Raw genomic sequence first — 13,094 nt, 5'->3', positions numbered from 1 at the left:
AATGCCTGTCAAACAAGGGGGCTGCCCAATGCGTGACCCGTTCAAATCTACCTACTACCTCAACCCCAAGCATGTGCCATTGGAGGGTGGTGGGACCACTCTGGTCAACCCGTCTACCTTGCAGCCCGTCGGGGTTTTTGGTGAGCCGTCGCCGCAGATCGTGAACCAGGTCCTGGACCGGGTAAATGCGGCGCAAAGGAGGTGGTCCGCGATGGACTGCAAATCTCGCGCGCGGGTATTGCACCAGATCGCCAACGACATCGAAAGCGGCGACATGACTGAGATCGCCCGCTTGATGACATTGGAAACGGGCAAACCTTACCCTGAATCGATCGGCGAGATTGCGAACATCCCGCCGGTTTTCCGCTACTATGCCGAGATGGCGCGCAATGACGCGGGCAAGATTGCCGGCACGATGCAAACTGGATCTTTTCAGTATCAGACATACGAGCCCTACGGCGTGTCCGTGCATGTGGTTCCGTACAATTTCCCCCTCATTCTTGGCTGCTGGTCGATGGCCGCATCACTTGCGGCAGGTAACGGTGTAGTGTTGAAAGCCTCACCTGCAGGAACTTTGTGCACGATGGCGTTCATGGAGTTTTTTCGGGCGTTGCCCCAAGACCTGATTGCTTGCCTGCCGGGTGGTGCAGACGTGGGCAAACAGCTGATTGCCAGCCCCAAAACCCATGTGGTCGCTTTTACAGGGTCCGTGCCGACAGGTCGTGCAGTCGCAGTGGCCGCAGCGGAGAACCTGAAACCCGCAGTGATCGAGGCTGGGGGAAGCGATCCACTGATCGTCAGTAAACACGCCGACATCGCGGTCGCTGCTGCCGGGGCGGTTACCGCTGCATTTTTGCAGTCGGGCCAGGTTTGCACATCGTCTGAACGGATTTTTGTAGTGGATGACGTGTACGACGATTTTGTCGATGAATTCGTGACCCGAACCCGGAAACTGCGCATCGGCGACGGAATGGGGGTGGCGGAAATCGGACCTTTGGCCTCCAAGGAGGCACGCGACAAGGTCGAGCGTCTGGTGCGCGATGCAACTGAGAAAGGCGCGGTGGTTGAGGTAGGAGGCGGTACCCCGGATCACGTCGGGCCGGGTTGGTTTTTCGAACCAACGATCCTGACCGGCGTGACGACGGACATGGCGCTAACTCAGGAAGAGGTTTTTGGGCCAGTCGCCTCGGTCATTCGGGTGAGCGACTTTGACCAAGCGCTTGAACTGGCAAACGCGTCACAATTCGGTCTTGGCGGATGCCTGTTTACCGGCGACTTGGACGAGGCATTTCAAGGGGTGAACAAGCTACAGGTGGGGATGGTCTGGGTCAACAACCCGCTCGTGGACAACGATGCCTTGCCTTTTGGCGGCGTCAAGAATTCTGGGCTTGGGCGTACGCTAGGCCTTCAAGGCCTCGAGGCTTTCAGACGACCCAAGATGGTCGTGATTGATCCGAAGGCGAAGGAGGCGGACTGGTGGTATCCATATCCCGACGACTGGTTCTATTCAGATGACGTACAGGGCGGGAGAAAGCACACCGGCTAGGGTGATGATCGGTGCGACCTGATCGACTCTACAACTGAAGATGAGCTAACGGCAGGATTGTCCGCAACCTGTGAGTTTGTGCAGCGCCAAAATTTGCACTTGCAGCGAATGACCGGAATGCGGGCGCGGTCGCAGTGTCTCGACCAACCGGTGAAAGGCAGCTATGGGCCGCCCGTGTAGGCGGCCCAGAGATGTTAGATTTCAATGGCTTCAGCAATGGCCAAAGCATCCTCAAGTTCAACACCAAGATATCTGACCGTACTGTCCATCTTTGTGTGCCCCAATAGAAGCTGAACGGCGCGAAGATTGCCAGTCTTCTTGTAGATCTGAGTGACTTTCGTGCGCCGCATCGAATGCGTGCCATATGCACTAGCTTCCAGTCCGATCGACGTGACCCAGTACCGAACAATCCGCGCATACTGTCGTGTCGATATGTGAAGTCGCTCATGAAAACGGCCTGGCCAAAGAAACTCTGATCCGACCATCAGTTCGTCTTCCATCCATTTCTCGACGGATGCGCGGGTGCCTTCCGATATCTCAAACCTGACTGGTTTCTGCGTCTTGCTCTGCAGCACTGAGGCGCGTTCCTTGATCTGGCCAGACGCCATCACATCCACAACTTTCATCTTCACAAGGTCGCACCCGCGAAGCTTGCTGTCGATTGCCATATTGAACAGAGCTAGATCACGATATTTCTCTGCCAATTCAAGCCGCACCCGGATTGCCCAGACATGCTTAGGTTTCAGTGGCCGCTTCTGACCGACGATGCGGCCCTTGTTCCAGGCTGGCCGAAGTGCGCGAATGGCAGGTAAGTTTGGTGTATCCATAACTGATCCTCCTTTCCGCCATTCCCGCCCACAACGACAACCCGACGTTGACGAAAGAGGATATCACAGGATGCCGCGTTGTCGCCGAGATCGGCTGCGAGTCCTACCTCCCAAATGCTGCAAAGTGAAACTCTTTTAGGTACGCCAAAATTAGACCTTGGTCACTGTGAGACGTGCTTATCATCGCAGATTTCACTGGGCGAAGTTACGAACATGTTGCGGGTAACAGCGTCACAGACGGAGTACATGCACCGAACACTGAGCATGGCGAACAACGAGAGCAGCCGTGGAACCCAAAAAGAACTCTTTCATCCCAGGTTTATGTGAAGCGAGGACGATACAGTCGATGCCATGTTTGTTGGCGTATTCGGTGATTGCGCGACCTGCCGATTGGCTCTCGAGCAAGATAGACGACACGTCGGTCTCACTTGTTAGACGCTCGGCCAAGCGCGCCTTTGCTTTTTGGAGAGATTTTTCTGCGATCCCTTCATCCATATAGTACATTATCTGTCTATTTGGGGGCTCATGGATATGTGCGGCAGTGATTTTTCCACCTTCGGATACAAGGGCATGTGCCGCCGCAAGCGCGTGTTCACTGATGCCATGCTCCAGAGACAGTGCGACTAGAATATTTTTGTACATTTTAAACCTCCGTATTTAGGTTTTCAGTTTTCTTCTGCGAACTGGCCTCTCCCACTTCATCTTTAGGAGGGCGCTCAGGCACCCCAGCCGTAAGGTTGGGGTGCGTGCTATTTCGTCTTGGGCTTTTGCTCTTTCTTGCCACTACCGGCTGAGCAGGAGCTCAGGCAGGAACAGGGCCAACTCTGGTACGAAAGTTGTCAACATAAGCGTCGGAAGCCAGGCAAAGACTATGAAGATCAAAGTCGGCCATAACATGCGCGAAACCGGCTCATCACAGACCTGAGCACCAAGGTAAAGCAGCGGCGCAGTTGGTGGGGTGATGTTCGCCATACCAAGGTTCACGCCAATCACAGCCGCAAAGTGGATCGGATCCATACCAGTGCTCTGCGCGATGGGCAGCAAGATCGGCGTCGCCAGAAGCAGACCCGAAATATCGTCCATCAGCATTCCGATCAGGATCATCACGACGTTGATCATCAGAAGGATGACGACCGGATTGTCCGAAACGGAATAGACCAGATCTTTGGCCAACTGAGGTGCACCCTGCGAGATCAGGTTGTCCGACACGATCAGAACCATGAAGATCATGACCATGACCACACCAATCGTAACACCGGAATTCTGGATCGTCTGGGCCAGGGTTTTCCAGGTCAGGCCACGATAGAAGTAGATCGCGATTGGGATCGAGTAGACCACTGCGATACCGGCGGCTTCGGTCGGTGTCATGATACCACCATAGATACCGCCGAGGATGATCAACGGCATCATAAGCGCAGGTCCGGCCAGGCGCGCCTGAACTCCGAATGTCGGCAGGAACGGTTTAGGACGTTCCGTCAGGTTGATGTCGTCATACTTCCGCAGCATGAACTGATTAACGATTATCAATAGCGTGATCAGGATGATCGCCGGAATGACCGTGGACAAGAAGCACTTCAGTACGTGCTGCTGTGCAACCCAGCCATAAAGGATGTGAGACGAACTCGGTGGGATCAACAGACCCAAGGGGCTGGCCGCCACGATCAGAGCTGCCGATTGCCCACCCGGATAGTTGGCCTTTTTTAAGTGGGGCATCATGATGCCGCCGATACAGGTCAGCGTTGCATTGGCACTACCGGAAATGGACCCGAACACACCGCAGGCTAGTACCCCTGCAGCGCTCAATCCTCCTTTGATATGGCCAATGAACATTTCAGCCAGAGAGACAAGAGGGGCCGCGATTTTACCTTTCTCCATGATGCCTCCGGCGATCATGAAGAGTGGGATCGCCAGAAGTACGAGTGAGCGGATACCTGTAGAACCGGTGGGCAAGTAGCCGGTGATGGATTGATCTCCGACAAAGGCGATGAAAATCAATACAGATCCGAATGCCACATAAACGCTGACGCCCAACAGCAGCATAAAGCAGACAATTAGGAGACTTCCTCCGATGATCATTGGGTTTCTCCTTTTTGCATTTCTGATCTCAGGGGAAGCCCGAGCCCCTTGCGGATGTGTACGTACAAGTATGCCGCCGTGAACGTAGCCATGAGGCCAAAGGCAATCATGATCGCAATCCGCCAGGTCACAAACGGAATGCGCAGCACCGGGGTTGCGCGCAGCCGGGGGAATGAGAAGTCATCAAGCAGCGAGACATAGCAGGCGTACATGAGGAACAGGATCACCAACACCTCGACTGTCAGGACCACAAAGCCGCGCCACCAAATCAACCGAGGGTTTTGGATCACGATGCCAAGAATGTCCGCGTTGATGTGCAGGTTGCGGGCAGAGGCCAGAACAGCACCTGCAAAAAAGCCGATGATGCTGATACCCAAAAGCCATTCTTCGTAGGCAAAGAGATCACCGCCAAATCCATATCGGATGACAACAACGGCTCCAAACGTGAATGCCATCAGGAAACCGGCAAACATGACGATCTGCCTCATGACAAAAGCCACTGCTTTCAGCGGATACCCAATAATGATTGGCAACTCGTCAGTGATTTTTTGCGAGCTCTTCTTTTCTGCGCTTTCGACGACCAATGGGCGTTCAGCTTCAGAACTAGACATCTTTCTCCCTCCCTTAGTTGAGCCAAAGACCAAAAAAGGGCCAGCTGATTTGCTGGCCCTTCTTCTCGGTGTTTATTGCTGTTCTTTTGCTGCCAGCAGGCGGTCGATGATGTCCTGACCGACGTTTTGTGCCATCGCGGGCCAGACCGTTTCCTGAACATGAGCGGCCATCGCAGCTTGTTCTTCGTCGCTCAGGCGCAGGATGGTGTAGCCTTTGTCGAGCAATTTCTGGCCGAACACTTCGTCATTCTCACGGTTGTAGGCGAAGAAGTCTTCGGACGCCTTCGTCATCGCGGCTTGCAGCGCGGCGCGCTGTTCGTCGTTCAGCTTGTCGAGCGTCCGCTGCGACGCGTAGAAGGTTGTCAGCTCAGAGATCGAATTGTATTCGACAAAATGGGTGCCAACATCCGACTTGGCGAAGATCGAGTAAGTCGCGGTCTTCGTGCAGCAGATCGCCCCATCGACGATGCCGGCCTGAAGTGCCGGGAAGATGTCGCCCCATGCCATAGTGGTCGCCTGGTAACCCAGTTCTTCGACCATCGACTTCACAACGCTGGAAGACCAGACGCGAATGTTCATGCCCTTGTCGTCAAAGGTATTCCAGTTCTCGGGCTCTTGCGACGAAACGATGCCGATGAACCCTTCCGGATTCTGCGCCATGACGCGCACGCCATATTCGTCGGTGATCTCTTGCAGGATGGTGTTGAACTCGGAATCCATGTTCAGAAGCGTGCTTTCCATGTCATCCCAGCCGCCAAGCAGGAACGGCATTGACAGGAATTCCAGGCGTGGATCGGTATCGGCATAGATGAACGCCGATGCCAGGTCGATATTGCCGCGTGCAACATCTTCGAACAGCGCCTCACCAGAACCCAGCTGGTTTGCCGGAAAGACTTCGACCGTCAGGCCGACATCCGCGGCTGCAACATCCGCTGCGACCTGTTCCATCATCTTCGTGCCCTGATGATCAATCGGGAACACGCCAGCAAAACGCAGAGTCATGTCTTCCGCTGCAGCTACGGTTGAGAGTGTGGTTGCAGCAAGCAAAGCAGCGCCACCCATCGCGCCAAGGGCGCGGCGGTTAATCTTCGTAATCATAAAGGTTTCCTCCTCAGTGGTGTGTGTCCCATCGCATAGCGCGCGGCGGGACATTTCTTTGCTTCAGTTCAGCAAAGTTCAGGGGCGATGAACTTGTATCCAAGGTCATCGGCCACAGCCTTGTACGTCACCTTTCCGTGGGCCACGTTCAGGCCATTCATCAGGTGACGATTATCTGCCAGCGCCTGTTTCCAGCCATTGTTGGCAATGGCCAGAGCGTGCGGCAGCGTGACGTTGTTCAGTGCGTAGGTCGACGTTCGGGCGACTGCGCCCGGCATGTTGGCGACGCAGTAGTGAACAACATCGTCGACAACATATGTGGGCTCGGCGTGAGTGGTGGCTTTGGACGTTTCAAAGCAGCCGCCCTGGTCAATCGCTACGTCCACGACGACCGCACCGGGTTTCATTTTCGAGATCAAATCGCGCGTGACCAGCTTGGGTGCAGCAGCACCGGGGATCAGAACCGCGCCGACAACAAGATCGGCATTGGTGACTTCTTCCTCCAATGCGGCTTTGGTCGAATAGACGACTTTGGCGGACGCCTCGAAATGGTTCTCCAACTTCTCAAGGACTGCCGGATTGCGGTCCAGAATGGTCACGTCCGCATGCAAGCCAACGGCCATCTGAGCCGCGTTGAACCCAACGACGCCTCCACCGATGACCACAACTTTGCCGGGCTTCACACCGGGCACGCCGCCCAGCAATACGCCCAGACCGCCCTTTGCCTTTTCCAACGCGCTGGCACCGGCCTGGATCGACATGCGTCCGGCAACCTGGCTCATCGGTTTCAGCAGGGGCAGACCGCCATTGTCGTCGGTGACGGTTTCATAAGCGATGCAGACAGCGCCCGAGTCGACCAGATCTTTGGTCTGTTCCGGGTCGGGGGCCAGATGCAGATAGGTGTAAAGGATCTGACCTTCCCGCAGCATAGCGCGTTCAACGGCCTGAGGTTCCTTCACCTTCACAATCATCTCCGCATTGGCAAAGATATCCGCTGCGGTTTCGGCAATCTCCGCGCCAGCGGCACGATAGGCATCATCATCAGCCCCAATGCCTGTGCCGGCATTGGTCTCGACGATGACGTTGTGACCATGAGAAACCAGTTCGGCGACGCTTTCAGGGGTCAGGCCAACACGGTATTCGTGGTTCTTGATTTCCTTGGGAACACCAATGAACATATTTTTCACTCCTTGGAACGGATGATCATTTTGCGGTTGGCATGACGAACTCGGCACCTTCCGAGATGCTTTCGGGCCAGCGCTGCATGATGGATTTCTGCTTGGTGTAGAAACGAACGCCTTCTTCGCCATAGGCGTGCATGTCGCCGAACAGGCTTTTCTTCCAGCCGCCAAAGCCATGCCAGGCCATCGGAACCGGGATCGGAACATTGACCCCGACCATGCCGACCTGAACCTGCTTACCGAATTCGCGCGCGACGTTGCCGTCTCGGGTGAACAGTGACACGCCGTTTCCGAATTCGTGGTCGTTGATCAGTTGAAGACCTTCGGCAAAGTTCGAGACGCGGACGCAGGACAAGACGGGGCCAAAGATCTCTTCCTTGTAGATCTTCATGTCGGGGGTGACGTTGTCGAACAGGGTGCCGCCAAGGAAATAGCCTTCCTCGTGCCCTTCGACGGTATAGTCGCGGCCATCGACCAGCAGATCCGCACCTTCTTCGACGCCAGAGTCGATGTACCCTTTGACCCGGTCCCGCGCGGCTGCGGTGACAATCGGACCCATCTCGGCGTCCAGTTCGAGGCCGTTTTTGACCTTCAGGGTTTCGGCACGTTCTTTCAGGACCGGCATCAGCTTGTCGGCGGCATCGCCAACCAGCAGGGCAACCGAGATCGCCATGCAGCGTTCGCCCGCCGAACCAAAGGCTGCGCCGATCAATGCGTCCGCAGTCTTGTTCATGTCGGCATCGGGCATAACCAGCATGTGGTTCTTCGCGCCACCCAGAGCCTGAACGCGTTTGCCATGCCGCGCGCCAACTTCATAGATGTAGTTCGCAATCGGGGTCGAACCGACGAAAGACACGGCCTTGACGTCGTCGTTCTCCAGCAACGCATCCACGGCGACCTTGTCACCTTGTACGACGTTGAACACGCCATCAGGGAAACCGGCTTTTTGCATCAGATCCGCGTACAGCAGCGCAGCGGACGGATCGGTTGGTGACGGTTTCAGGATAAAGGTATTGCCCGCGGCGATGGCGATCGGGAACATCCACATCGGCACCATGACCGGGAAGTTAAACGGCGTGATCCCGGCGACAACGCCCAATGCCTGACGCGTGGTCCAGTTGTCCATGCCAGTGGAAACCTGCTCCGTATAATCGCCCTTGAGGAGTTGCGGAATACCGCAGGCAAACTCGATGATATCAATACCGCGCTCAACTTCACCTTGGGCGTCCGTGAACACCTTGCCATGTTCGACGGTGATGGCACGCGCCAGATCGTCTTTGTGCTCGCGCACCAGAGCCAGAAAGTTGTTCATAAGACGGGCGCGGCGGATCGGCGGTGTGTTCGACCAGTTCGGGAACGCTGCTTTTGCCGCGGCCACTGCGTCGTCGACTGTCTGGACGTTCGCCAGCGACACCTCGCCGGTTTGCACACCGGTTGCGGGATTGAAAACCGGCTGCGTATTCTCACCAGCTGGAGCAGTGATTTGGCCATTAATGTAGTGGCCGATCAAAGCGATCGGGGATGCATCTTTCATGATGTCAGTCCTTTTTGGGGTTAGAAGTCAGGGGTTATGGCAGGTCAGCCAATACCTCTCCAAGTGTTTGACAGAGTGTCGCTATTTCAGGTTCCGAGATGATCAGTGGCGGCGATAAGGCGATGATGTCTCCGGTGACACGGATCATTATTCCGGCGTCCCAGGCACGCTTCATCGCGTCATAGCCCCTTGCGCCCGGCGCGCCTTCTCGTGGTGCCAGCTCGACCGCGCCCACCAGTCCCAGATTGCGGATATCGATAACGTTCGGCAGACCTTTTAAGCTTTGAAGCTGATCCTCCCAGGGCTGCGACAGCAATGCAGCGCGGCGGAATAGATCATTCTGCTTGTAACTCTCCAGCGTTGCCAACGCCGCAGCGCAGGACACAGGGTTGGCGGAATAGGTATAACCGTGGAACAGTTCAATCGGCGCATCGGCATTTTCCATCGCCGAGTCATATACCTTGTTGGATACGATGACCGCTCCCATTGGAATGACACCGTTGGTCAGGCCTTTGGCAGTCGTGATGATGTCTGGCTTTACATCAAAGTACTCTGATGCCGTCGCAGCACCCAACCGACCAAAAGCGGTGATGACCTCGTCGAAGATCAACAGAATGCCATGGCGGTCGCAGATCTCACGCAGTCGCTTTAGGTATCCTCTCGGCGGCAGGAGAACACCGGTCGAACCGGCCATTGGTTCGACGATCACAGCCGCAATGGTCGAGGCGTCATGCAAAGCAACCAATCGCTCCAGATCGTCTGCTAGCTCTGCCCCGTGTTGAGGGCAACCGCAGGAGAATGCGTTTTTGTCCAGATCATGCGTGTGACGCAGGTGATCAACGCCGGTCAGAAGCGTGCCGAAATGCATGCGGTTCTTGACGATGCCGCCAACCGAGATGCCCCCAAACCCTGTGCCATGATACCCGCGCTCACGTCCGATCAAGCGGGTGCGAGTTCCGTCACCACGCATCCGGTGGTAATGCAGCGCGATCTTGAGCGCAGTATCGACGGACTCTGAGCCAGAGTTGGTGAAGAAGGCGTGGTTCATTCCCTCAGGCATCATCGCTGTCAGCTTTGCCGACAACTCAAACGCCTGAGGGTGGGAGAACTGGAAGTTCGGTGCGTAATCCAACTCGTGCACCTGTTTTTGCACGGCTTCTACGATCAGTGGATCCCGGTGACCCGCGTTGACGCACCACAGCCCGGCGGTACCATCCATGACCTTCCGGCCATCAGAACTGGTGTAATACATCCCCTCGGCCGCTTGGATCATTCGGGGCTCGCGAAGGAAATCACGATTGGCCGAAAACGGCATCCAGAACGATGACATTGTATTGGGTTGATCGAGCACGTCCATTCCTCGCGAAGCAGATTTTCATTTGATGACAAATCCTTGCAGAGTTTAGACCTTCCGCACATCCAGTTTTATCTTAATCTGTAAGTTATTGAAAAAAATCGTTGCGCCCCTAGAATGCTTTCGATCTAAAGCAAGAAAGCACTAGAGTAACGGTTTTGTCATCAGATCTCGAAACAGCCCGTCGTCTAAAGTTGATTCGGACGACCAAAGGCCTCAGTCAACGTGAAATGGCCAAACGCGCGGGAGTGGGTAGCGGGACGATTTCTCAAATCGAAAGCGGTTCGACTCAACCATCTGTGGCGTTGCTAAAGAAGATCCTTGCCTCGGTAGACGTCAATTTGGGCTTCTTCTTCAGTTTTGAATTGCAAAACGAGGAGTCGTTTTTTTACCCGCACGAAAGAATGCGCGACTTGGGATCACCTGGAGTCTCCTATTTGCTTGTCGCAGGAGAGCGCCGAGACAGAAAACTCCAGATGCTCATAGAAGAGTACGATGTCGGTGCTGACTCGGGTCGATCTGAACTGTCGCACGAAGGAGAGGAATGTGCGGTTGTGATAGAGGGCCGTCTTGAAGTGACGGTAGATGGGCAGTCCAGGGTTCTGGGCCCCGGGGACGCATACTACTTCTCAAGCATATTGCCACACAGGTTTCGGAATGCCGGTGATACGCCATGCAAAGTGATCAGCGCCTGCACTCCCTCGTCGTTCTGACTAAATGAAAGAGCTCTTCTGTGAGTGCTTCAATATTTCGCGGGATAGTCAAATTCGATAACCAACTCAGAATGAAGAAATGAAATCGACATTCACGATCAGGAGCCAATTGTCGCCTTTCTCACGCGATCCTCAACGGCGGTCCATCTAGATTTCGCGCTTGCAGCGAATGGCCGGAATGCGGGCTGCACCCGCAGAAAATCGGTGCCGTGCTGAATGTCGGTTAAGGGCCGTCCACGAGGGCCGAAATATAGTAGGCATTCGATCTGATGTTTAACCACCTCCAACTGCGGTTGTGAGCGGTCTTTGTAGCAGCGCCGTGATATCCCGCCATCGAACCATCTTCCATACGTGAGCGATCATTCAAGACAAAGGGCGACAGTGAAAGCTCGGTCAGGCCTCAGCTATGATGGTTTCATCTGCGAATGCTGCAACTCTCTCAGCAGCTTCCAGGGCACCTTCGAGAAATCCGCCGTACCCGCGTGCGGTTTCGGTTGAGCAGAAATGGACACCTCTTTCCGCAAGGCTGCCAAGGACAGAAGGCAAACCGTAGCTTGGGTGAAAGCGAACCGGGACGTGATCCTGCGCGCGGGAGATTTCCGCGATTGTGGCCCAATCCTGCAGTTCCAGATCAAGGGGCTGCGCCATTTTGGGGCCAAACATGGCCGTGAGTTGCGCCAGGGCCTGATCCATCATGGTGTCCTTGTGTGCCTCGCGCGTGTCGGCGGGATAGCCGACGAAACCGAACAGAGCGTAGGGGCCGCCCTCCATGGGAGACGCGTCGTGGATTTCGACCATGGGGCCGCGATGGCTCATGGCGTCACCTGATAGCCCGGCGTTGCGCCAATGGGGCTCATCGTAAACCGCGAGGATCTTGGCCTCCCCGGCCATCCAGGTCGGGATGTTCTTCAGGGCCTGAAGCTGAGCCGCATCTAGCGCCGGCTCGAATGTGACGGTATCCGCAATCACCCGCGGCGGGATGGCCAGCATTATCTGCCGGGCTTCAACGGTATAGGCCGTGCCGTCATGATCGAGAAGTGCGGTGATCTTACCGGGAGAATGCCGGACCGATCTGAGGCTGGTTTGCGTCAGGACGTGACCGGCATCCAGAGATCCGGCAAGCGCCTTGATCATGGCGCCCATGCCCCCGGCAAGTCGGTAGGACCCCTGCATCGACGCATAGCCGCGGGCGCGGTGAACCGCCCCGGATTGGTCCTGATACATCTGATCGCCGGTTGAAGACTGTTCGAACACCGGGATTCGGAAACGCCGCGCGAGCGCAGCCATGCGCGGCTGGCCAGGCCAGAACCAGGCCGGCCCAAAGTCGAACTTTCCGCCCGAGAGCTCTTTGGTCAGGATGCGCCCGCCAAGGCGATCCTGCGCCTCGATCAGTAGGAAATCTGTGCCCTGGCCTGTCAGGTGATCAGCAAGGGCGAGGCCGGACAGGCCGCCGCCAACAATAAGAGTGTCGGTTTGCATCAGAATGCCTCCCGCATGGGTCTGAGATCCAGCTCGTGGGTCCAGGTGGATTGCGGCTGGCTGGCCAGATCAAGATAAACCTTTGCGATATCGGCGGGTTTCATCATCCGCGCCGGATCCATCTTGTGCAGATCCCGACTGGCCCTGGTGTCGACGATCCCGTCCAGGATCACATGCACCACATGCACGCCTTGCGGCCCGTATTCGCGAGCCAGGGATTGGGTCAATGCCCGCAAACCTGCCTTGGCCGAAGCGAAAGCCGAGAAGTTCTTGCCACCGCGCAGGCTGGCCGTGGCGCCAGACACGATGAAGGTGCCGCCCCCGGTGTCGGCCATCGCGGGCAAAACACCTTGCGCCAGAATGACCGCTGACAGGACCACGGAACGCCAGGTCGCCTCGAAGTCATCCGTGCTTGTCTCCTCGAAGGGCGAGATGACAAGGTTCGCCGTGTTGTGGACCACAAGCTTGGGCGGGCCATGGGTGCAGATCATGTCCCGGAGCTTCGCCCTGTTCCAGCGCTGTTCGGTCAGATCGACAGCCAGCGTGGTACAGGCGCCTTGCGGCACGGTCCGGTTCAGCCCAAAGGCCGTATATCCGTTCTGAGCAAATGACGTGACCAGCGTCTGTCCAAGGCCGGGGCCGGCACCGGCGACGATCGCGAGAGGTTTGTCCATT

12 protein-coding genes are annotated in these 13,094 nt (G+C 56.2%); 2 read left to right on the top strand and 10 right to left on the bottom strand.

All coding sequences use genetic code 11. From position 1 onward, the window contains the following. Positions 1-28 precede the first annotated feature (28 nt). Positions 29-1,546, top strand: a complete 1,518-nt coding sequence (locus ACR0ES_RS17270; RefSeq protein WP_170463253.1) for an aldehyde dehydrogenase family protein — start codon at positions 29-31, stop codon at positions 1,544-1,546. A gap of 194 nt (positions 1,547-1,740) precedes the next feature. Here the strand turns inward: ACR0ES_RS17270 and ACR0ES_RS17265 are convergent, their stop codons facing one another. From ACR0ES_RS17265 to aptA, 8 genes are all read right to left on the bottom strand, one after another. Then, entirely contained in the window at positions 1,741-2,373 is a 633-nt protein-coding gene (locus tag ACR0ES_RS17265) for a tyrosine-type recombinase/integrase (RefSeq protein WP_480871402.1), read from the bottom strand. A 231-nt stretch (positions 2,374-2,604) separates the two neighbouring features. Beyond that, complete coding sequence (locus ACR0ES_RS17260; protein ID WP_171176310.1) at positions 2,605-3,015, bottom strand: universal stress protein; 411 nt, start codon at positions 3,013-3,015, stop codon at positions 2,605-2,607. A 141-nt stretch (positions 3,016-3,156) separates the two neighbouring features. Next, on the bottom strand, positions 3,157-4,449 hold the full coding sequence (locus ACR0ES_RS17255; RefSeq protein WP_480508844.1) for a TRAP transporter large permease: 1,293 nt from the start codon (positions 4,447-4,449) through the stop codon (positions 3,157-3,159). Further along, the gene (locus ACR0ES_RS17250; protein WP_480508846.1) at positions 4,446-5,093 is read right to left on the bottom strand and encodes a TRAP transporter small permease; all 648 of its coding nucleotides are present in this window, start codon (positions 5,091-5,093) and stop codon (positions 4,446-4,448) included. The genes ACR0ES_RS17255 and ACR0ES_RS17250 overlap by 4 nt, the downstream gene beginning before the upstream one ends. A 39-nt stretch (positions 5,094-5,132) precedes the next feature. Beyond that, a complete protein-coding gene (dctP, locus tag ACR0ES_RS17245; RefSeq protein ID WP_480508861.1) occupies positions 5,133-6,122 on the bottom strand; it encodes a TRAP transporter substrate-binding protein DctP in 990 nt (329 codons plus the stop codon). Positions 6,123-6,226: 104 nt separating this feature from the next. Next, positions 6,227-7,336, bottom strand: coding sequence for an alanine dehydrogenase (ald, locus tag ACR0ES_RS17240; RefSeq protein WP_480508848.1), 1,110 nt, complete (start codon positions 7,334-7,336; stop codon positions 6,227-6,229). Positions 7,337-7,361: 25 nt separating this feature from the next. Further along, a complete protein-coding gene (locus ACR0ES_RS17235; protein ID WP_480871401.1) occupies positions 7,362-8,873 on the bottom strand; it encodes a CoA-acylating methylmalonate-semialdehyde dehydrogenase in 1,512 nt (503 codons plus the stop codon). Positions 8,874-8,907: 34 nt separating this feature from the next. Then, positions 8,908-10,230 carry an omega-aminotransferase AptA gene (gene aptA / locus ACR0ES_RS17230; RefSeq protein WP_480871400.1) on the bottom strand — a complete coding sequence of 441 codons (1,323 nt, stop codon included), beginning with the start codon at positions 10,228-10,230 and terminating at the stop codon, positions 8,908-8,910. Positions 10,231-10,385: 155 nt separating this feature from the next. Here aptA and ACR0ES_RS17225 point away from each other — a divergent pair, with 155 nt between their 5' ends. After that, positions 10,386-10,940: a cupin domain-containing protein gene (locus tag ACR0ES_RS17225; protein WP_170417168.1), complete on the top strand. Its 555-nt coding sequence runs from the start codon at positions 10,386-10,388 to the stop codon at positions 10,938-10,940. Between the two features lie 393 nt (positions 10,941-11,333). Here ACR0ES_RS17225 and ACR0ES_RS17220 read toward each other — a convergent pair whose 3' ends face one another. Together ACR0ES_RS17220 and ACR0ES_RS17215 are read right to left on the bottom strand one after the other, a co-directional pair. Beyond that, on the bottom strand, positions 11,334-12,419 hold the full coding sequence (locus tag ACR0ES_RS17220; protein ID WP_480773463.1) for a flavin monoamine oxidase family protein: 1,086 nt from the start codon (positions 12,417-12,419) through the stop codon (positions 11,334-11,336). After that, positions 12,419-13,093, bottom strand: coding sequence for an SDR family NAD(P)-dependent oxidoreductase (locus ACR0ES_RS17215; RefSeq protein ID WP_480773464.1), 675 nt, complete (start codon positions 13,091-13,093; stop codon positions 12,419-12,421). The genes ACR0ES_RS17220 and ACR0ES_RS17215 overlap by 1 nt, the downstream gene beginning before the upstream one ends. Position 13,094: the final 1 nt, after the last annotated feature.

The organism is Ruegeria sp. N7 (assembly GCF_056531345.1).
Note: the sequence above shows the minus strand (reverse complement) of the source record. Positions and strands in the feature narration are given on the sequence as shown.